18 protein-coding genes are annotated in these 19,420 nt (G+C 64.5%); 11 read left to right on the forward strand and 7 right to left on the reverse strand.

Annotated elements, in window-relative coordinates:
- The first annotated feature begins 11 nt into the window (after nt 1-11).
- From LB552_RS22595 to LB552_RS22605, 3 genes are read left to right on the forward strand one after another with little or no spacing between them, the layout of a single operon-like run.
- The gene (locus LB552_RS22595) at nt 12-1,238 is read left to right on the forward strand and encodes a flavin-containing monooxygenase (protein ID WP_224610353.1); all 1,227 of its coding nucleotides are present in this window, start codon (nt 12-14) and stop codon (nt 1,236-1,238) included.
- 11 nt (nt 1,239-1,249) lie between these two features.
- Nucleotides 1,250-2,527 carry an NAD(P)/FAD-dependent oxidoreductase gene (locus LB552_RS22600; protein WP_224610355.1) on the forward strand — a complete coding sequence of 426 codons (1,278 nt, stop codon included), beginning with the start codon at nt 1,250-1,252 and terminating at the stop codon, nt 2,525-2,527.
- Nucleotides 2,524-2,979, forward strand: coding sequence for a MaoC family dehydratase (locus LB552_RS22605; protein WP_224548433.1), 456 nt, complete (start codon nt 2,524-2,526; stop codon nt 2,977-2,979). The genes LB552_RS22600 and LB552_RS22605 overlap by 4 nt, the downstream gene beginning before the upstream one ends.
- Nucleotides 2,980-2,998: 19 nt before the next feature.
- On the opposite strand, the gene LB552_RS22610 is transcribed toward LB552_RS22605, so the two are convergent.
- The 5 genes from LB552_RS22610 to LB552_RS22630 form a co-directional block, all read right to left on the reverse strand.
- Nucleotides 2,999-4,543 (reverse strand): alpha/beta fold hydrolase, encoded by a 1,545-nt coding sequence (locus LB552_RS22610; RefSeq protein WP_224610358.1) that lies wholly within the window; start codon nt 4,541-4,543, stop codon nt 2,999-3,001.
- A 184-nt stretch (nt 4,544-4,727) separates the two neighbouring features.
- Nucleotides 4,728-5,684: a DMT family transporter gene (locus tag LB552_RS22615; RefSeq protein WP_224610360.1), complete on the reverse strand. Its 957-nt coding sequence runs from the start codon at nt 5,682-5,684 to the stop codon at nt 4,728-4,730.
- Nucleotides 5,685-5,788: 104 nt separating this feature from the next.
- The gene (locus LB552_RS22620) at nt 5,789-6,070 is read right to left on the reverse strand and encodes a hypothetical protein (RefSeq protein ID WP_095768257.1); all 282 of its coding nucleotides are present in this window, start codon (nt 6,068-6,070) and stop codon (nt 5,789-5,791) included.
- A gap of 210 nt (nt 6,071-6,280) precedes the next feature.
- Entirely contained in the window at nt 6,281-7,453 is a 1,173-nt protein-coding gene (locus tag LB552_RS22625) for an NAD(P)/FAD-dependent oxidoreductase (protein WP_224610362.1), read from the reverse strand.
- Between the two features lie 17 nt (nt 7,454-7,470).
- A complete protein-coding gene (locus LB552_RS22630) occupies nt 7,471-8,790 on the reverse strand; it encodes an aspartate aminotransferase family protein (RefSeq protein WP_224610364.1) in 1,320 nt (439 codons plus the stop codon).
- Nucleotides 8,791-9,342: 552 nt separating this feature from the next.
- Here LB552_RS22630 and LB552_RS22635 point away from each other — a divergent pair.
- Nucleotides 9,343-10,224: a hypothetical protein gene (locus LB552_RS22635; protein ID WP_224610366.1), complete on the forward strand. Its 882-nt coding sequence runs from the start codon at nt 9,343-9,345 to the stop codon at nt 10,222-10,224.
- Between the two features lie 57 nt (nt 10,225-10,281).
- Complete coding sequence (locus LB552_RS22640; RefSeq protein WP_224610368.1) at nt 10,282-11,019, forward strand: hypothetical protein; 738 nt, start codon at nt 10,282-10,284, stop codon at nt 11,017-11,019.
- A 33-nt stretch (nt 11,020-11,052) separates the two neighbouring features.
- Here LB552_RS22640 and LB552_RS22645 read toward each other — a convergent pair whose 3' ends face one another.
- Nucleotides 11,053-12,033: a GlxA family transcriptional regulator gene (locus LB552_RS22645; RefSeq protein WP_224610370.1), complete on the reverse strand. Its 981-nt coding sequence runs from the start codon at nt 12,031-12,033 to the stop codon at nt 11,053-11,055.
- 301 nt (nt 12,034-12,334) lie between these two features.
- Here LB552_RS22645 and LB552_RS22650 point away from each other — a divergent pair, with 301 nt between their 5' ends.
- From LB552_RS22650 to LB552_RS22675, 6 genes are all read left to right on the forward strand, one after another.
- Nucleotides 12,335-13,195 carry an FAD binding domain-containing protein gene (locus LB552_RS22650; RefSeq protein WP_224610372.1) on the forward strand — a complete coding sequence of 287 codons (861 nt, stop codon included), beginning with the start codon at nt 12,335-12,337 and terminating at the stop codon, nt 13,193-13,195.
- A complete protein-coding gene (locus LB552_RS22655) occupies nt 13,195-13,671 on the forward strand; it encodes a (2Fe-2S)-binding protein (protein ID WP_224610374.1) in 477 nt (158 codons plus the stop codon). The genes LB552_RS22650 and LB552_RS22655 overlap by 1 nt, the downstream gene beginning before the upstream one ends.
- Nucleotides 13,672-13,674: 3 nt before the next feature.
- The gene (locus LB552_RS22660) at nt 13,675-15,939 is read left to right on the forward strand and encodes a xanthine dehydrogenase family protein molybdopterin-binding subunit (RefSeq protein WP_224610376.1); all 2,265 of its coding nucleotides are present in this window, start codon (nt 13,675-13,677) and stop codon (nt 15,937-15,939) included.
- A gap of 172 nt (nt 15,940-16,111) precedes the next feature.
- Complete coding sequence (locus tag LB552_RS22665; protein ID WP_224610378.1) at nt 16,112-16,357, forward strand: MoaD/ThiS family protein; 246 nt, start codon at nt 16,112-16,114, stop codon at nt 16,355-16,357.
- Nucleotides 16,358-17,353: 996 nt separating this feature from the next.
- Nucleotides 17,354-17,530 (forward strand): hypothetical protein, encoded by a 177-nt coding sequence (locus LB552_RS22670; RefSeq protein ID WP_224548393.1) that lies wholly within the window; start codon nt 17,354-17,356, stop codon nt 17,528-17,530.
- Nucleotides 17,531-17,533: 3 nt separating this feature from the next.
- Nucleotides 17,534-17,896 carry a hypothetical protein gene (locus tag LB552_RS22675; RefSeq protein ID WP_224610380.1) on the forward strand — a complete coding sequence of 121 codons (363 nt, stop codon included), beginning with the start codon at nt 17,534-17,536 and terminating at the stop codon, nt 17,894-17,896.
- 483 nt (nt 17,897-18,379) lie between these two features.
- Here the strand turns inward: LB552_RS22675 and LB552_RS22680 are convergent, their stop codons facing one another.
- Complete coding sequence (locus tag LB552_RS22680; protein ID WP_224610381.1) at nt 18,380-19,414, reverse strand: hypothetical protein; 1,035 nt, start codon at nt 19,412-19,414, stop codon at nt 18,380-18,382.
- Nucleotides 19,415-19,420: the final 6 nt, after the last annotated feature.

Raw genomic sequence — 19,420 nt, forward strand, 5'->3', positions numbered from 1 at the left:
CGGAATGAACCATGAGACGCTCGGACGTGGTCATCATCGGCGCGGGCCAGGCCGGTCTTGCGCTCAGCCATTGCCTCGGCCAGGCCGGCATCGACCATGCCGTGCTGGAGCGCGGCCGCATCGGCGAGCGCTGGCGTTCGCAGAGCTGGCGCTCGCTCAGGCTGCTCACGCCGAACTGGCTGAACGCTCTGCCCGGCTCGCCCTACGAGGGCGGCGATCCGGACGGCTTCATGACCAAGGAGGCTTTCGTGGAAAGCCTGGAACGCTACGCCTGGCAATGGAATGCACCCGTCGAGACCAACGTCGAGGTCGTCGCCGCCAAGCGAACCGGCGACGGCTTCGCCTTGCGCACCAGCGCCGGCGAGCTGTTGGCTCGAGCGGTCGTCGTCGCGACGGGACATTGCGACCGGGCGGTCATCCCTTTTTCGGCTGAGATGCTTCGCGGGCCGCTCAGCATCCACGCTTCGCAATATCGCTCGCCTGGCGAGCTGCCGGACGGCGGTGTGCTGGTTGTCGGCGCCTCGTCCTCCGGCGTGCAGATCGCCGACGAGCTCGTCCGCGCCGGGCGGCACGTGGTGCTTTCGGTCGGCAAGCATACACGCCTGCCCAGAACATGGCGCGGCCAGGATATCTTCTTCTGGCTTTGCGAAATGGGCTTGATGGCACAGCGCCAGGAAGACCTCGCCGATCTGGAAGGCGCCCGGCGCCAACCATCGCTGCAGCTCGCCGGCCGACCGGACAGGGCAGATGTCGACCTCGCCACGCTGCAGGCGCTCGGCGTGGAACTCACCGGGCGGGTGCATGGCGTCGGCGACCGCGAGATCGGCTTCGCCGGCGATCTTGGCCAGCACATCGCGGCAGCCGAAGCGAAGCAGGCGCGCCTACTCGACCAGATCGATCGCTTCGCGGGTATGACGACACCGTACCGGCCCGAGCCGGTGGCGACGCCGGCGACGTGCGCGGCGCGGCTTTCGCTGACGGACGGATCGATCCGCAGCATCGTCTGGGCAACCGGCTATGCGCGCTCGTTCGGCTGGCTGGAGCCGCTGGCGCTCGGCGCCGATGGCGAGCTGGCGCATCAGGGCGGCGTCACCAGCGTGCCGGGTCTCTACGCGCTCGGCTTCCGCTTTCTGCGCAAACGCGATTCCAACTTCATCGGCGGCGTCGGCGCGGATGCCGAGGCGATCGCCGCTGAAATCTCCCGTTATCTCGATTGCAACGCCCGCAAGGCGGCCTGAGGACATTGAACATGGCAAACAACCTCATCTCCCTGATGGCCGCTCCGAAGCATGGCCATTACGACGCTATCGTCGTCGGCGCGCGCTGCGCGGGCGCGGCGACGGCGATGCTGCTTGCGCGCGCCGGCCTCAAGGTGCTTGCGATTGACCGCAAGCCTTATGGATCCGACATGCTGTCGACGCATGCGCTGATGCGACCGGCCGTGTTGCAGCTTTGGCGCTGGGGTCTGCTCAAGCCGCTGCTCAAGGCCGGCACGCCGCTCATCGAGACGACGACCTTCCATTATGGCGACGAGGAGATCACCATCCCCCTTGCCGCTAGCTCGGACCTCCCCGGCCTCATCGCGCCGCGGCGCACCGTGCTCGACCGCATCCTGGTCGATGCGGCGCGCAAGGCCGGCGCGGAGATCCTGCACGAGGTCGCGGTCGGCGGTCTTTTTGCCGACACGCGTGGCCGCGTGCGCGGCATCGAGATCCGCGCCGCCGGCCGTACTGCCGTGCGGGTCAGCGCCGATATCGTCGTCGGCGCCGATGGCATCGGCTCGCTGGTGGCAAAATGCGTCGACGCCCAGCCCTTGCGGCGCGGCGCGGTGTCGGCTGCCCATGTCTATGGCTATGCGCCAGTCGAGCCGGGCGCCGGCTATCACTGGTACTTCCGCGACGGGATCGCCGGCTCGTTAATCCCGACCAATGACAGCCTCGCCTGCATCGTCGCTTCGGTGCCGACAGGCCTGTTCGACCAGCGCTTCCGCCTCGGCCACGCCCGCGCCCGGATGGATGTGCTCGAGACGCTTTCCCCGACACTGGCAGCACAGGCGGCCCGGGCACCCAAGGATGCGCGCCTGCAGGCGTTCCGCGGCGTGCCGGGCTATATCCGCCAGCCGCACGGCCCGGGCTGGGCGCTGGTGGGCGACGCCGGCTTCTTCCGCGATCCGATCACCTCGCACGGCATTTCCGACGCGCTGCGCGACGCCGAGAGCCTCGCGCGGGCAATCCTCAGTGGGTCCGAGGCAGCATTCGCGGTCTGGCAGCAGCAGCGCGACATGATCGCCAACCAGATCCTCGACACCACGGACGCCATCGCCGGCTTCGATTGGACGCTTGACGATCTCGGCGAGCGGCATCGCCGATTCAGCGCCGTCCTGAAGGCCGAGGTGCAGGCGCTGGCCGGGCAACCCACGCCGGCCCGCCGCGCTACCGCATCGAAGCCCTCGACCTATCGAGCGCCGGCCAACCAGGACGGGCCGCCGGCCGATTTTTCCCGCAACCGAACTGGAGCAAGACCATGACTGTGCATGTGATGAAGGACGGGTGGATCGGTGTCATCAAGGGCCGGCCAAGGGTGGGCGCCTTTGCCGAACGCTCGCGGCGCACGCAGCCGCAGGATATCGACGCCTTTGCCGAGATGACCGGCGATCGTAATCCGCTGCATTACGACAAGGCGCTGGCCGAGGCTTCGGTCTTCGGCAAGCTCATCGTGCAGGGCGGCGTCACGTCCGGCATCCTGAACGCGGTGGTCGCGGAAGACCTCCCCGGCCCCGGCTCGGTGTTCCTCGAAGTCTCGTGGAAATTCGTCAAGGCGGTCGGCGTCGGCGAAATGATCACCGGCCGCGTCGAGGTCAAGGACGTGCGCGCCGACAAGCCGATCACGAAGCTGGAGACATCGGTGCGCAACGAAGCGGGCGAGCTTTGCCTCACCGGCACGGCGACGGTGTTCACCGTGCCGCTCATCGGCGGCTGAGGGCTTCGCGAGTGCCCGGTTACCCGCCCGCCGTCTCGGCGATGAAGGCGCGGACGTGGTCTATGAACTCCTCGAAGGCGGGCTCGCCTTCGAGGAGGATGTGGTTCTGGCTATCGAGCTCGATGAAGCGCGCGCCGGGAATGCCGGCGGCCATGGTGCGGCCCGACTCCACCGGCGCCACGTTGTCGTCCCGCGCATGCAACACCAGGGTCGGCACGCGCACCTTGTCCAGCAAGTCGCTGACATCGATCACCGAAAAGGCGTTCTGAAGACGCCAGGCATCGTCGGGCGAGACGGTGCGCAGCATCAAATCGTCCATCCAGGCGAAATGCTCGTGCGTGGCGCCGGGGATGAACATGGAACAGAAGGCCTGGCGAAACATCGGGTTCGACTTGCCCCAGCTCTCGCGCATCAGCGTCGCCACGGCCTCGCGCGTCGCGATCTCGCCGGCATCGCCGCGCGCCCGCCAGCCTTTGACGTAGCCGCCGTAGAGGATCATGCCCGACACTCTCTCGGGGTGGCGGATGGCATAGGCGATCGAAACCGCGCAGCTCTGCGACAGGCCGAGCAAGGTAAAGCGGTCGAGCCCGGTTGCCTCGACCACGCATTCGAGGTCCGACACCATGGTTTCGAACGAGACGTCGACGACGTGCCTTTGCGACAGGCCATTGCAGCGCTCGTCATAGCGCACCAGCCGGTTGTGACGTGACAATTCCCGCATCCAATGCCGCCAGATCGGGCTGTCCCAGTCGAAGGTGAGATGCGACATCCAGTGCGCGGCGCGCAGGATCGCCGGCCCGCTGCCGGTGCTGGCATGGGCGAGCCTGGTGCCGTCGAGAGCCCGACAGAACTGCACGGCGCGGCCGGAATCCTGCGGCGACGCGGCAGGCTTCGACGGCGGCGCGAGGGGAGCGGACTGCGGCGCGCGTCCCGTGGCTTGAGCGGCGGCCGACCGAACCTTGTCCTCCAGCGCCTCGATCTCGGCGGCGATGCTGGCGTCGTCGGGCGTCAGGCGGCGCAGACGCTGGGCGAACGGCAGCGCACGTCGCGGCTCATTCCCCAGGCGCTCGACCAGCTCGCGCAGGATGCCAAGCTCGACGATCTCGACCTCGCTGGCGATGGCCTGCCGCCAGGCTTCATAGTCGAAGCAGCGTTCGAGCGAGAGATCGGCGAGAAAGCCGCCTCGGATCGAGGCCAGGACCGCTTCGAGCTCCTCGGTCGAGCGTGATGAAAGATCGGCCTTCACCAGCGGCGCCAGCCGCGTATAGTCCGTTTCGACATTGAGCGCGACAGCATTGCGATCGGCGGCAAGAACGGATTCGTCGGCGCCCAGCACCTGGCGGATCTTGGACAGGCTCCAGCGCAAGGCGCCGCGCGGATCGTCCGGGATGTCCCAGAATATCTCGCACAGCCGCTCGCGCTGGTGCTGCCTGGCGGTGACGGCGAGGTAGGCGAGCAGCGCCCGCGTCTTGCGCGATGGCGGCAGGTGAAGCGGCTCGCCGTCGCGCGTGACCTGAAAATCGCCAAGCACGCGCAGTTCCAGCATGTGCTGACCGCCGTTCATGCGTCCACGCGCTTGTCGATCGCCATGATCCCCTTCCGCCTTGGCCGACGCTGCGAAGGGGCAGCCAATAGCAAAATTGGCTAATTTAGGAAAGCTTGGTCCGGACGGCTCACCGCCCAAGGAACCGGATCGACTTGGCGGCTCGGGCAGCCGCATATGTCAATAAGGCGACGTGGCCGCTCGTTCACGCCTTTGCCGGAACCGGCCTCGACTTGATCGCCGTCGCCAGCACGACCCCGACCACGATGAAGGCCGCGCCGAGCAGATCGTAATCGTGCAGGCTCTCGCCGAGCAGCAGGTAGGCGAGCACGGCGACGAACAAGGTCTGCAGATAGAGCAACATGCTTGCCCGGCTGGCGCCGAGGGTCTCCACGCTTTGGTTATAGAGATAGTACATCAGCGCGCCGCCGGGACCCGCCAGATAGGCAAGCGCGAGAAGGCCGTCGGCATTCAAGGCGGAGCGCTCGTCGTTGAAGATTTCCCAAAGGTGGAACGGCAGCGCCACCAGCGCGCCGGCGCCAAGCAGAAGGACCACCAGCGGCAGGAGCTCGAGGCCGAATTTTGAGCGGCGCAGCAGCACCGTATAGAGCGCCCAGCAGAAGGCGCTGCCGACGATCCACAATTCGCCGATGTTGAAGCGCAGTTGCACCAGCGCGTCCAGCTTGCCATGCGCGACGATCACCAGCATGCCGGCAAGTGCTGCAACCGCGCCGAGCGACTTCCAGAGCCCGAGCGGCTCGCCCAGCACGAGACGCGCCAGCACCATGGTCATGATCGGCGACATCGCCATGATGATGCCGGCCGTGGTGGCGTCGGTGTCGTTCAGTCCATGGTAGATCATCCCTTGGCAGAGCGTCAGGCCGATGGCGCCGACGGCAACGATCTCCAGCGGCCGCGATTTGAGCAGCGCCAGCATGGCGCCGTGATGGCGGTGCACGATCGGCAAAAGAATGAGGCAGGCGAGCGCCAGCCGCCAGAAGCACAGCCCCCAGGGCGGCATTTCCGGTGCCACCCACTTTGCCGCGATATAGACGCCGGCCGAAAGCAGCCAGCACAAGGCAGCGGCGGGATAACCAGCCAGCGACGGTATCGCTCGGGCGACCGGCGCTTCCGCCGGATGCGCTATCGGTATCGCCTGCATCGCATGTCCCCCACTCCATGAAGGTCAGCCCAGTCGCGGCCGACAGTCTATCTCATGACGGGAGTGTTACATAGCCGGCCCGGCAAAAGCGCACGCGGCAAGGATCAATGCGACGTGTCGCCGGCCATATGCAGAAGATCCCATGCCGAGCCGACGCGACCGTGGAACTGCGATGCGAAGCGTTTGGCCTCGATGTCCTCGAGGCCGTCCTCGACAAGGGCCTCGATGCTCCGCCGCAGCAAGGCGAGCTGCATCTGCCGCGCATGTCTTGCGTCGGTTTCGCGCATGATGGCCGTGACGTGATATGCCACGACCGGCTGGCCAAGACAGGACAGGAGCGCGCTCGACCCCGCCGTCGCTGCAGTGACCGCTTCCTCGATATTCATTCCGGCGCTCCCTCATCTAAGATGCTGGGCGCCTCCCCGGCAGACGGCGACGGTATCCGCCGCTCTTTTCTCATTTCGGCCGTCGTGAATTCTTCGCTCGCGGCCAAAATCAGTATCCTCCAGAACCGTATTAAAGGCGACCGGATAGTTAATCGATGGTTAACGGGGACGCTCGAATCTTACGCGTCAGGGGCCAGCTTGATGCATCGGTCAGTGACCGAGGACGTTGCGCTCGGCCGACGGCGCCAGGCTCTGCGAACCGGGCACCGAAACCGGCGCGCCGTGAAGCGCCCAGTCGGCCGCGATCTGGCCGATCACCGGGGCGAGCTGGATGCCATAGCCGCCGGCGCCGGCGGCGGTGATCAGCGTCGATTCCGAGGCATCGATCCGTCCGACGAAGGGGCGATGATCGGCGGTGACGGGATAAAGGCCCGCCCAGCCTCGGCCGAGCCGCGCGCCCGGCAGGTCGGGCACGCGTTCCAAAAGCAGCTCGGCCAGATCGACCTTCGACTGCTCCTCGCACTGGTCGTTGTAATTGTCGGGGTCCTCCGGCGCGATCGAATTCACTTTGTGGATTTCGGCGATCAGCTCGCCTGGTTTTTCGTGGCGGAAGTTGAGCCCGCTGCCTTCGCCGTTCACGAGGTCCATCACCATCGGCATGGTGTAGCCGAGCGGCTCGTCAAGATGGATGACGACGGCCTCGTGGCGCTCGGGCCAGATGTGGAGACGCTGGCCGAAAAGCGCGGCGACCTGCGGCGCCCAGGCGCCGCCCGCATTGACCACGGCATCGCAATCGATCAGTCGTCGCTCGCGATCGATCGGGCCGCCATTGGTTTCCAGCGTATAGCCGCCCGGGCGCCGTTGCACCCCGACCAGCTTGCGGTACTGACGGATTTCGCCGCCCTTGGCGCGGACGATGCCCGCAAGGAAATTGCACATCTCATGCGGATCGAGAAAACCGTTGTCGGGCCCGAACAATCCGCCTTCGAGCCCGTCAGGATTGATGTGCGGAACAAGATCCCTGAGCTCGTTCGCGCGGACGAGACGCGACCTCAGCCCCGCCTCGGCCTGGATTTCGACCGATCTCGCGAAGAGCTCCATCTGACTGGTCGTACGCGCCAGCCGCAGATAGCCGATATGGTTGAACCGAAGCCCCTCGCCTTCCCATTCGCGGAACCGGCGCAGCGAATGGACGCGCAGCATGATCTCGAACGGGTCGGTGAATTGCGATCCGACGACGCCGACGGACCGGCCGCTCGACCCCGAGGCAATCGAGTGCGCTTCGAGCACGGTCACGCGCGCGCCCTGCTCGACGAGGTTGAGCGCCGTGCACATGCCCAGCGTGCCGGCTCCGATCACCACGACATGAGGAGAAGCTGTCATCTGTGGTCCGCCTGCTTTCACGACTGCGCGGCGACGTCGCCCAAGGTCTCGTCGATCGCTTGAAGAATGGCGCTGGCATCTTCCTCGGTCATCGGCGTCGATAGCGCGAACAGGCCGTAGCTGGCGGACAGAACGCCGCGGCCAAGCAAACCCTTGTGGAAGGTGTCGAACTTCCTGTGCTCGGCCGGCCCTGGGTAGATCGAGCGGTAATCCGTGACGGGATGCGACGTGAAATGAACCTTGAACAGCGAGCCAAGGCCGACGCATTGGCCTGCAAGCCCATGCTTTTCGAATGAGGCGGTAATCCCTTCGCGCAACGATGCGCCAAGCCGATCAAGATGGGCAAAACTTTCTTTCGTCAGCGCCCGCATCGAGGCAAGGCCGGCGCGCATGGTCACCGGATTGGCGGTGAAGGTGCCGCCATGCGGCAGTGCGGGCTTGCCTGCGGTTGGATCGAACACCGCCATGATATCGGCGCGCCCGCCGACGGAGCCGACCGGAAAGCCGCCGCCAATGATCTTGCCCAGCGCCGTCAGGTCGGGCTCAATGCCCCACAAGCCTTGCGCGCCAGACCATCCCAGCCGAAACGAGATCACCTCGTCGAAGATGACGAGCGCACCTGCGGCATGGGCGATCTCGACCATGGCGTGGAGGTAGTCGCGGCGCGCCGGTATGAGGCCGGCACGGTTGGGCATCGGGTCGATCAGCACCGCCGCGATGTTGTCGCCCTCGGTGGCGAAGACGGCGCGCAGTGCCTCGGTGTCATTGAAGGGCACGGCGATCACGTCCTCCAGCACGCCGCGCGGCGTGCCCCTGGCATAGGGCGTGGATCTCGGCAGATCGCCCCAATTGGCGGGCGATGAGTCCAGGCTGACTTCGGCGAAATCGTAGGATCCGTGATAGGCGCCTTCGATCTTGACGATCTTCGGCCGCGCGGTGAAGGCGCGCGCAGCCTTGATCGCCATCATCACACCCTCGGTGCCGGAGTTGGTGAAGCGGATCTGGTCGACGGAGGGCAGCCGCTCGACCAGCAGCTCGGCAAGCTCGATCTCGCTCAGCGTCGGGGCGCCGAAAGCGGTGCCGAAGGGCAGCTGCTCGACGACGGCCGCGGTGACATCGGGATGCGCGTAGCCATGGATCATCGCGGTGAAATTGTTGATGCAGTCGTAATAGGCATTGCCGTCGACGTCCCAGACCCTGCACCCCTCGCCGCGCGCGGCGTAGATCGGAAACGGATCGACGAAGACCGTGGTGCGCGTATTGCCGCCCGGCATCACCTTCCTGGCGCGCTCGAACAGGGTTTTCGATCCAGGCATGGCGTCGGGATAATGCGGCATGGCGTTCCGAAGGCGAATTCGACTGTTGAAACAGCGGCGCGCCGCTCGTCACGAAGCTACGGCTCGTTTGCGCGCCGGCGCAATCGGCCAGACCGGTCATGCGACCCGACCAGGGTCACCGCGGACCCTCATCATTTTGCGCAGCAGCAACCGCGCGCTTAGACTGCCCGACATTGATCAGCTCGCCATCGAGAAGTTCTGCTTCGAGACGATCAATCATGACATCTAGTCCATTTGGATGATGCATCCTGCCCCTAAAGGCGTACCTGGTATAAGCAGCCCGTCAACTGCGCAAAATACAAGTTGTCCAAGCTGTAGATGGAGTTCAACACGGAGCGAACCGCCAAGACCGAAAATCTTAATTTTGCGCACGCACAGCCGCTATGACGTGTTTCTTGAGCAACGCGAAGAATACCGGCAGACAGAGGACCGTGGCCAGTGACGTCCATACATGGATCTTACGAGGAGTTCGAAGACGACCCGCGCCCGGCGTGGGTTCGCTTCAGCATGCGCCACTGGAGGTGGAGCGCCATTCCCGGATGCATCCTCCTCTTGGCGGCGGTATCTCCCCCAGACAACAGCGCCGAAATCCAGCAACAGATCGCGGCAGCGCGAGGCGAACTGGCGTCGACAAAAGCGCAACTGGGCCTGAGTCAGGATGCCGAGCGCACAGCAAGCGCCCAGGCAAGGCTGTTGGCCAGCACCTCCGCAGAGCAGACAAAGGCCCTGAGAGAGGCGAACCAAAGCAACGGAACCCTCAAACTCGATCTGGAAGCGGCGCAGCGCGTCATCAAAGACTTGAAGGCACAGTTGATTTCTGCAAACGAAGCACGCAACGCTGTGGAAGCGTCCCTGGCCGAGGCAAATCAATCGGTTGCCGAAGAGCGCCATAAGGTCGAACAATTCGAGCACGAACTCGCCATGGCTCGCCAGGCCGGCGAGGCCGATCAGAAACGCGCAAATCTGGCTGCGGCCGAGCGGGCCACCGCCCTGAAGGACCTCCAGCTGGCGGTTGCTGCCGCAAAGCATGTCAACCAGGCATTAGATCTGGAACACACGCGCGCGGTTTCGGCCGCAAGCGATGCCGATGGCGCCCGTCGGGAAAGAGACGCCGCGAAGCAGGCGTCTGCCGACTTGAGTGCAGCGCTTGAGCAGGAGCGTCAAAAGCTGACCGACATGTCCGTCGCTCTCACCGCCGCGCGAAAGGCGATCGACCTCGTCAAGGCGCAAAGTGCGCGCCGCACAGCGCAGATGGAGCGCGCGCCCGGGTCGCGTTCCGCCGCGGTTCCACTTGCCAGCCAGAATGGCCAAGCTGTCCGCCGAACAGGCTTGCAGGATAAGAACAGAGCGAAGATCCCAAGATCACCGAAACGGGTTCTGGTGGCGACGACGATCACTCTCCCCGACGCGTTGCTTCCGACCCCGCCTCGATGATGATGGTCAGCAGTACATTTGGATTGGCACGAACGCATGCCCAGGAGGGGTCCTGAAATGGGCAAATACGTGGCGGTCGCCTTGATGATCGCAGCCGCTACCGGACCGGCGGCCGCCCTTGATGTCGGCGGTGGCGGCAAGGTCGGCGGCATTGGCGTCGGCGCTGGCGTGAGCGCCGGATCACAAGGTGTCTCCGCTGGCTTGGGGGCAAGTGTCGGCGGCTTGGGCGGCGCAAGCGTTGGCGCGTCGGCAGGCGCAGGAGGAGCAAGCCTTAGCGCGTCCGCAAACGCTGGTACCGGGTCCATCGGCGCCAGCGTTTCGACGGGTGACGCGGCAGGCAGCGCAAGCGCCGGCGTGTCGAGAGGTGCTGGCACCGCAACGTCAGGCACCGGGGACACCGTGTCCCCCGACAACCCCACCGTTTTCTCAGCAAAAAGCGCAACAACCGCGATCAGCCTGCCATCCATCCTCAAACCTTCCAGCACCGGTGGCGGGGAGTTCGGGCGGTTTGGAGCGGGCTATCCTTTTGCGCCCCTTGTATCGCTGAAAGCGAAGCCAGGCACGCCGCCCAAAGTCGTGAGCGCTTGCCGCGCGGCGATCATGTCGGCCACGACGCCGCTTGGTGCTGTGCGCGTATACGTGGTCAGCGCCGGTCCGATGCGCCAACGCAAAGCCGGTCTGGCGGCGCCGATCGAGGTGCGAATAAACTATGCGCTTCCAGGCGGCATCCAAGTTCGACAAGCGAAGGTCCTGTGTCGCCTTGGTGCGACGGGGAAGGTCATCGCCGTGACATAGAAACCAGCTTGCCGAAGTCATGCACAGGGACCGCTATCTGGCGATGTCACTCGCCGCTGCCCGGTTCGGGTGCCTGAGATTGGTCGGCGTGATGCCGGCCTGTTGGCGAAAGACACGGCTGAAATGGCCGGCATTGGCAAAGCCGCAGCGATAGGCGATCTCGCCGATCGCGAGGTCGCTGCCTTCCAGCAGCGATCTGGCATAGTGAACCCTGAGCGCAAGATAGGCGGCCATCGGGCCGATGCCGAGCTCGGCGCCGAACAAGCGCTCGAGCTGGCGGCGCGAGCAGTTCTGCCTGGCGGCGATCTCGGCGATCGGGATCGGCTCCTGAAGATTGCTTTCCATCAGGAGCAGCGCCCGCTTCACCGCGCGGCTGGCGGCCGCTGGAAAAAGATCGCCGACCGGCTGCACGTCGCGGCTGGAGCGGATGCGGTCGAGCACCAGGATCTTGGCCGCCTTCTCCGCCGCCTTCCGGCCGATGAATTGCGAGACGAAATAGCCGGCAAGGTCGGCCGCGCCCGTGCCGCCGGCGCAAGTGGCGCGGCCGCGGTCGACGGAATAGAGGCTGTCGGCATGCGCGTTCACATCGGGGAACTCGGCGCGAAAATCCTTAATATGGAACCAACTGACCGCGGCGCTGTAGCCGTCGAGCAGGCCGTAGCGCGCCAGCACGAAGCTGCCGGTGCAGAGCGCGGTGAGCGGCACGCCCTTCTGCGCAGCGCGCAACAGGAACGCCTCCTTTTCCGAACTCAGCTTGCGGCTGGTGTCGAGCAGGCCGCCGACCACCACGACATTGTCGAAATCCTCCGGATTGCCCATCGCTCTCGTTGGCAGCAATTCGACGCCGCAACTGGCGCGGATCGGCAGGCCGCGCTCGCCGACGATCTCCCAGTCGAACTCGATCCTGCGGCTGCGGTCGCCCTCGTCGCCGGCGAGTCTCAGCGTGTCGATGAACAGCGACAGCGGCGACAAGGTGAAATCGCGCACCAAAAGAAATGCGAACTTCCTGGCCATGCTTTTGCGAGCCGACGCCCCTGCCTTGTCTCAAAGCCATTTTCGACCATTCCGCACGGTCGGCGCTGCTTCGCCAACGCCGCCACGCAGGCAATAGGCGACGCGCGTGGCGTTAATCGCATGAATGGCTCCGCCTGGGCGATTGCCGCATCCGGCTCTGTCGCGCGGCCTGCCCCTGGCCCGCCCTCTGGGCGCATCTGGAATAGGGCTCTGGCCCAACCCGGACATGCACGAACGGGATGGCCATTATAACCAGACGCTTTATAACGGGCGATCCGATTATGACCACCAAGGGGAGACGATGCGTTACATACGTCCGCTTTCAATCGAAGATGCCGTTGGCGAGCTCGCCAAGGCAGTAGGCCCGGCCGCGATCCTGGCCGGGGGCAGCGACCTTTTGGTGAGGATGAAAGGCGGCTTCATCGAGCCCGAGCTGATCGTCGACATCAAGGCAATCGGCGGCCTGGCCGACATCACCGAAACGGCCGACGGTTTCCGGATCGGCGCCGCGGTGCCCTGCGCGGTGCTGGGCGAGAACAAGGCGCTCAAGCAGGCATGGCCCGGCGTCGTCGAGGCGGCCAACCTGATCGGCTCCAAGCAGGTGCAGGGACGCTGCACCATCACCGGCAATCTGTGCAACGCCTCGCCCGCCGCCGACAGCGTGCCGGCGCTGGTCGCGGCCGCGGCACAAGCAGTCGTCGCCGGGCCTTCGGGCAAGCGCACGATTGCCGTGGAAGCCGTGCCGACCGGACCCGGCCGCACGTCTCTCGCCAAGGGCGAGATGATCGAGGCGATCCTGCTCGACAAGCGGCCTGAGCATGCGGGCGACGCCTATCTGCGCTTCATTCCGCGCACCGAGATGGACATCGCGGTGGTGAGCGCCGGCGTCAACCTGACGCTCGACGAGAAGGGCGCGATCAAGACCGCCCGCGTGGCGCTCGGCGCCGCCGCACCCACGGTGCTTCTGGTCGAGGAAGCCGGGCAAGTGCTGGTCGGCTCGAAGCTCGACGACGAGACGCTGGAGCGGCTGGCGAAGATCTGCGCCGGCGCCTGCCGCCCGATCGACGACAAGCGCGGCACCATCGAATTCAGACGGAAAGTCGCGGGCGTGCTGGCACAGAGAGCCGCAACGACCGCCTACAAGCGTGCGGGAGGCAAATAATGGCCGGTATAGCTGTATTAACTACGATCAACGGCGACGCCGTCGAATATCTCTGCCAGCCCGACGAGACGCTGCTGGACGTGCTGCGCGACCGGCTGGGGCTCACCGGCGCCAAGGAAGGCTGCGGCACCGGCGACTGCGGCGCCTGCAGCGTCATCGTCGACGGCAGGCTGGTCTGCTCCTGCCTGGTGCTGGGCGCAGAAGCCGAGGGCCGCAAGGTCGAGACCATCGAAGGCATGGCGCATGGCGACCAGCTGCATCCGCTGCAGCAGAAATTTCTGGAGCATGCGGCCTTGCAATGCGGCATCTGCACGCCGGGCTTCCTGATCGCGGCCAAGGACCTGCTGGAGAAGAACCCCTCGCCCACCGAGGAGGAAATCCGCTTTGGGCTGGCCGGCAATCTCTGCCGCTGCACCGGCTATGATAAGATCGTGCGCGCCGTCCAGGATGCGGCCCAAGTGATGAAGGGAGCGTAATCCATGAACTTCGATCCGCGCTACTCCGGACGCAATTTCTCCTCGGTCGGCACCCGGCCGGTCCGCCCCGACGGCGTCGACAAGGTGACGGGACGCGCTCGCTACGGCGCCGACTTCAACATGGCCGGCCAGCTGGTTGGCCGCGTGCTGCGCAGCCCGCACGCGCATGCGGTGATCAAAAGCATCGACACGTCGAAGGCGGAAAAGCTCGCCGGCGTGAAGGCGGTGATCACGGCCAAGGACCTGCCCGACCTCACCGACGGCGATGCCGCCATGTACGACATCCTCGACAACTGCATGGCGCGCAAGAAGGCCCTCTATGACGGCCATGCGGTGGCCGCGGTGGCGGCGATCGACGCCCGCACCGCCCGCCAGGCGCTGAAGCTGATCGAGGTCGACTATGAGGTGCTGCCGCATGTCACCGATGTCGACGAAGCGGCCCAGCATCACGCACCGCTGATCAACGATCAGGTCCATACCGAGGGCCTGGAGGAAAAGCCGGCCAAGCCCTCCAACGTCACCAAGCGCACGCAGTTCGGCCATGGCGATGTCCACAAGGGTTTCGCCGAGGCCGATTTCATCGTCGAGCGCTCGTTCAAGACCGAGCAGACGCATCAGGGCTATATCGAGCCGCATGCCTGCGTGGCGAGCGTCAACCCGGACGGCACGGCGGAGCTTTGGGTGTGCACGCAGGGCCATTTCGTCTACCGCCAGCATTGCGCCCAGCTGCTTGGGCTCGAAGCCTCGAAGCTGCGCGTCACCTCCTCGGAGATCGGCGGCGGTTTCGGCGGCAAGACCCATGTCTGGGCCGAGCCGGTGGCGCTGGCGCTGTCGCGCAAGGCCGGCCGTCCTGTAAAACTGGTGATGACCCGCGACGAGGTTTTTCGCGCCTCGGGCCCGACCAGCGCCACTTCGATCGACGTCAAGATCGGCGCGAGGAAGGACGGCACCATCACCGCAGCGGAAGCGACGCTGCGCTATAGCTGCGGCCCCTATGCCGGCTCCTGGGCCGAGATCGGCGCGATGACGGCGTTCGCCTGCTACAAGCTCGAGAACGTCAAGACGGTCGGCTACGAAGTACTGGTCAACCGGCCGAAGACCGCGGCCTATCGCGCGCCCTCCGCGCCGATGGCGGCCTTTGCCGTGGAAAGCGCGGTGGACGAGCTCGCCAAGGAACTCGGCATGGATGCGGTGGACTTCCGCATCAAGAACGCCGCGCAGGAAGGCACGCGCTCGTCCTACGGCCCGGTCTACGGACCGATCGGCATCGGGCCGACGCTGGAGGCGGTGAAGAGCCATCCGCATATGAAAGCGCCGCTGAAAGCCAACCAGGGGCGCGGCATGGCCTGCGGCTTCTGGTTCAATTTCGGCGGACAGACCTGCACGGATCTGAACATCGGCATGGACGGCACAGTCTCGCTGGCCGTGGGCACGGTGGATGTGGGCGGCTCCCGCGCCTCGCTGTCGCTGGTGGCGGCGGAGGAGCTCGGCATCGACTACTCCAACGTCAAGGCGATCGTCGCCGACACGTCTTCGCTGGGCTACAACGACATGACCGACGGCAGCCGCGGCACCTTCTCCTCCTCGATGGCGACTATCTCGGCCGCGCGCAACGCGATCAAGATCCTCAAGGATCGCGCCGCGCAGATGTGGGACATCCCGGTGGAGGACGTTACCTGGGAAAAGGGCCGCGCCATCGCCAAGGGTGAGAAATACGGCAACCTGTTGCCGCTGTCGCTGAAGGACATCGCGGTCAAGTCGGGCACCACCGGCGGGCCGATCGCCGGCCATAGCGAGCTCGTCGCCGACGGCGCCGGCGTCTCCTTCGCCACCCATATCTGCGACATCGAGGTCGACCCCGAGACCGGCTCGACCAGGGTGATCCGCTACACGGTGGTGCAGGACGCCGGCAAGGCGGTGCACCCGACCTATGTCGAGGGCCAGTACCAGGGCGGCGCCGCGCAAGGCATCGGCTGGGCGCTCAACGAGGAGTATATCTACGGCAAGGACGGGCGGCTGCAGAATGCCGGCTTCCTCGACTACCGCATCCCGGTCTGCTCCGACCTGCCGATGATCGACACGCAGATCCTGGAAATTCCCAACCCCAACCACCCCTATGGCGTGCGCGGCGTGGGCGAAACCTCGATCGTGCCGCCGCTGGCGGCGATCGCCAACGCGGTGTCGAACGCGGTCGGCGTGCGCATGACCCACATCCCGATGTCGCCGCCACGCATCCTGGCGGCGCTGGAGGCGGAGCGGGAGGGCTGAGAGGTATCCAAGCTAGGGCAAGGTGTGTTGAGATTCAGGTCAGGCCGAGCCGAGAATGATGGCTTCCGAGAACCGGAGCGGAGCGTACTTGACGTACGTGAGCACTGGAAGCGCAGGAAGCCGTCATTCGCAGGCCGGCCTCACCTGAATATCGACGCACCTTGAGGCGCTAATGGTCGAGGTCACCCTCTGGGGCTCGCTCAGCGCCGTCGCCGGCGGCAAGGCCAAGCACGAGATCGAGGCCAAGGACATAAGGGAGCTGTTCCGCAAACTGGCGGAACAGTATCCCGGGATCGAGCCGTGGATCGATCGGGGAATCGCGGTGGCGATCGACGGGGTGATTTATCGGGATACGTGGAGCAAGGAACTGCCGGAGGGGGCGGAGATTTTCCTGCTGCCGCGGCTGGCTGGGGGGTGATTGAACCGGCGGCTGGCCGTCACAACGTCTACCATTGGCTGTCGAGCCGCTCACGCAGTTCCCGCTGCCGTTTGACTTCGGCAACGGGTGGCGACGAATGCATCGACAGAACTGCTGCAGCACGCAGGCGCCACAGACACAGGCAAGATATCCGCAGCCACCTTCATCCGCGGGTTTGCTTGGCTGGCGCCATGATATTGGCACCGTTGAATTTGAAACCGGCATGTCTGGCGACCGTGCCGGCCGCTTGGGTGGCTCTTACCGTCTAAGCCCGAAAAAGCTCAAGATGGCGAGAATGACGACGACGAGGCCGATGAGATAGATAATGCTGTGCATGGCAGGTCCTCCTATGGAGGATTAATAATTAGCGTTCGCTAATGTTCCTTAGAGCGGCTGCTCCAAGCGTCCTTCGTTCGGCAGGCGCCCTGTCTCCAGTCCATTCCCCCCGCCGGTCAGGCTCGCGGACACCACCTGCTTTCGAGCCGGGCCGCTCATGATTATCGGGCTGGTTATCGGTTTGGCCGGTCTTCCCGCACGACGTTGTAGAGAAGAAGCCCCGCGGTCAAAGACACGACCGCACCCAGCATGTCGGGCCCGGTCAGCCCCGAATAGTACACAAAAGCGAATGCCAACTCGGCCATGGTTCCACCTGGGTGTGCGATCCTTGCTGAGAGAACCCTTAGGGCGCGCTAATGTTCCTATGGTTCGGAATGGATCTGAGAAGTCCAGACCCCGCCTGCCCATGATAGCGCCGAGAACGTTGGGTTCCACAGATGGGCCCTCTCTCCGACTGAGGTCCCAGTCGCCAGCGCATTGGTCCATCGCGCGAAACATAATCCCTGCGATCTCATTAGGGCTGCGCTGACGAGCAATCAGTCCCTTCATCGTCAGTTGGCTGGATCGCCCGCCACCTGCTCCCAGGTGGTGGGCATCCGAAGAAAGAACAGGGGCTGGGGACAGAGGTGGACAATGTCGATTTCCGAGGAGTTGCGGGACGTGAGTCTCCGCTATGAATGCCCGAATTGCCGCCGGCCGATCATCAGGAACGGTTCTTGGTTCAAGTCGGTGAGCACCTTCCGGTGCGATGCCTGCAAGACCAAGCTCAGGCTTGGCTATTCGGCCAAGCTGGCGCTTTTCGAACGCCACGGCAAGGCGGCGTTTTCGGGGGTGTGACCTATGCGCATGAGTGCCCGCGAACCTTTTGGCGAGCAGCAGCTTCCTTTCCGAGAGCGGTGGGAGATGCCCCCGACGGCCGTAAACGACAACAGCGCGCTCCAACACGGCGATCTTTCCATCGTCGTCCCGGCCGATGACGGTCTTGCAAAGGTCACCGCGAAAGCGGAGCGGATGGGCATTGCGGCGGCCGTGGCGATCGGCCTTTTCATCGGGCCGGTCGTGTTCACGTGCCTGATGCTGAGCGTGTGGAACGCGGCGTTGGACAGCAACGGAGGCAAGCATGATCGAGACGTCCAGGATCCTGGAAACCAAGGTGGCGGGCTTGCAAGACAGGCTGAGGGAAGCCAAGCTCAGCATGGATGACATGCTGGCCTTTCAAAAGGTCGCGGACGTGCTGGACAATGGCTACGGCGGCATCGACGTCGACGACCTGATCGCGCTTTCGTTTGTGGTGCCGGAGGAAGGTTGAGGGCCGGAAGGGTCGGCCTAATCTGGGCGAAGCCATCCTCTGGGCTCGCCCCGGCGGCGTCGCCGGAGGCTAGGCCAAGCACGACCATCGAGGCCAAGGACATGAGGGAGTTGTTCTGCAAATTGGCGAAACAGTATCCCGCCATCGAGCCGTGGATCGACCGCGGATCGCGGTGGCGATCGACGGGGCGATCTATCGGGATACGTGGGGGGAAGGAATTGCCGGAGGGGCGGAGATTTTTTTGCTGCCGCGGCTGGCCGGGGGGTAGGCCGGACAACGGGTCAAGTCCTCGACGCCCAGAGCTATCTCGTTGATGCAACGGGCAAAGAGACATATTGATTCAACATATCAAAGAACTGGGCCGGTGCCGACCCAGTTTAGGCAGCGGCCGTGATAGTTTCCTTGAAAGTATCAATCAGGCCGCGAAGCCACTCGATAACCCTCTGGCCGTCCTCTGTGTCATCACATCGGTGAGCCAGCATTAACATTGTCGCCCGCTTGAGGAAGGCAGAGTCTGACCAGCCTTCAGGCACGGCCGTCTCGGCGAATTCGCGCAATGTGTCTCGGAGATCAGCTGGCGTCCCGGCAGGCCGGTCCGTTTGCGCTGCCCATCGACCGAAGTGATCCATCCAGCTGCGGAAATTTGGATTGAGTGACGATGCTCGATAACGCGTCGAAATGTTGAAGGCGGCCTCCCAAGTTTGAAGTTTGGCCGGATCGCCCCCGATCCACTGAATATCCCAGTCGGGGCAACGGATCAGGTTAACTTGTTCCCCTTCGAATGGCCTACTGTTGGCAAGGGAGAGCGTCAGTTCTGGACTGTTATAGGGATCACAGCACAAGCGACGATTACCCAGGGCATCGAGGATAATGTCTTGCTGAAGTTTGTAGCGGGAGTTGCACTTGTTCCCCATCGGGGTGAGGTTGCGAAAGTTCGTGCCGGCAAATGGATAGAGAGCGATCGACAGATAGTGGTCGAGGGCTTCTCGTTTCTGCCCGGGGGCGTCTAGAATCTCGACACCGCAAAAAGCGCAGACTTTGTGTTGCAGAGCGTTGTATACACGCTGGTAGTTCTGATCGCGCAGTCCAAGATCGGAAAGAAGACCAAATGCAAATTCAAATATTTCTTTGATCGGCGCCCGGACAGAGGCGGGAAGATCAATTAGGCGGAGGCAAGGAAGACCATCCTCGAGGAGCAACGGCAGTTCATTCTGTCTAGCCATGGCGTTACGAACTGCCAAGCGGTCTTCTGCTACCAGTGCGTGATATGCATCGAGAAGCGACTGTCGCCTGGCCTTCAGGCCATGTCGTGCCTTTAGACGATTCCTAAAGATTGCAGGAATACATTCCGGCCAGTTCAAGACTGGTTGCCCGCTTTCAATTCGGGTAATGTCGGCGGTAAGTGTTTCCACGAGCGC

It is taken from the genome of Mesorhizobium sp. CA7, from assembly GCF_020165015.1.
Lineage (GTDB): Bacteria > Pseudomonadota > Alphaproteobacteria > Rhizobiales > Rhizobiaceae > Mesorhizobium.

Bases quoted from the DNA above. Each gene is read 5' to 3' on its own strand.
- LB552_RS22595 (WP_224610353.1), top strand. From the start codon at position 12: ATGAGACGCTCGGACGTGGTCATCATCGGCGCGGGCCAGGCCGGTCTT.
- LB552_RS22600 (WP_224610355.1), top strand. From the start codon at position 1,250: ATGGCAAACAACCTCATCTCCCTGATGGCCGCTCCGAAGCATGGCCAT.
- LB552_RS22605 (WP_224548433.1), top strand. From the start codon at position 2,524: ATGACTGTGCATGTGATGAAGGACGGGTGGATCGGTGTCATCAAGGGC.
- LB552_RS22610 (WP_224610358.1), bottom strand. From the start codon at position 4,543: ATGAACGGCGGTCAGCACATGCTGGAACTGCGCGTGCTTGGCGATTTT.
- LB552_RS22615 (WP_224610360.1), bottom strand. From the start codon at position 5,684: ATGCAGGCGATACCGATAGCGCATCCGGCGGAAGCGCCGGTCGCCCGA.
- LB552_RS22620 (WP_095768257.1), bottom strand. From the start codon at position 6,070: ATGAATATCGAGGAAGCGGTCACTGCAGCGACGGCGGGGTCGAGCGCG.
- LB552_RS22625 (WP_224610362.1), bottom strand. From the start codon at position 7,453: ATGACAGCTTCTCCTCATGTCGTGGTGATCGGAGCCGGCACGCTGGGC.
- LB552_RS22630 (WP_224610364.1), bottom strand. From the start codon at position 8,790: ATGCCGCATTATCCCGACGCCATGCCTGGATCGAAAACCCTGTTCGAG.
- LB552_RS22640 (WP_224610368.1), top strand. From the start codon at position 10,282: ATGGGCAAATACGTGGCGGTCGCCTTGATGATCGCAGCCGCTACCGGA.
- LB552_RS22645 (WP_224610370.1), bottom strand. From the start codon at position 12,033: ATGGCCAGGAAGTTCGCATTTCTTTTGGTGCGCGATTTCACCTTGTCG.
- LB552_RS22650 (WP_224610372.1), top strand. From the start codon at position 12,335: ATGCGTTACATACGTCCGCTTTCAATCGAAGATGCCGTTGGCGAGCTC.
- LB552_RS22655 (WP_224610374.1), top strand. From the start codon at position 13,195: ATGGCCGGTATAGCTGTATTAACTACGATCAACGGCGACGCCGTCGAA.
- LB552_RS22660 (WP_224610376.1), top strand. From the start codon at position 13,675: ATGAACTTCGATCCGCGCTACTCCGGACGCAATTTCTCCTCGGTCGGC.
- LB552_RS22665 (WP_224610378.1), top strand. From the start codon at position 16,112: ATGGTCGAGGTCACCCTCTGGGGCTCGCTCAGCGCCGTCGCCGGCGGC.
- LB552_RS22675 (WP_224610380.1), top strand. From the start codon at position 17,534: ATGCGCATGAGTGCCCGCGAACCTTTTGGCGAGCAGCAGCTTCCTTTC.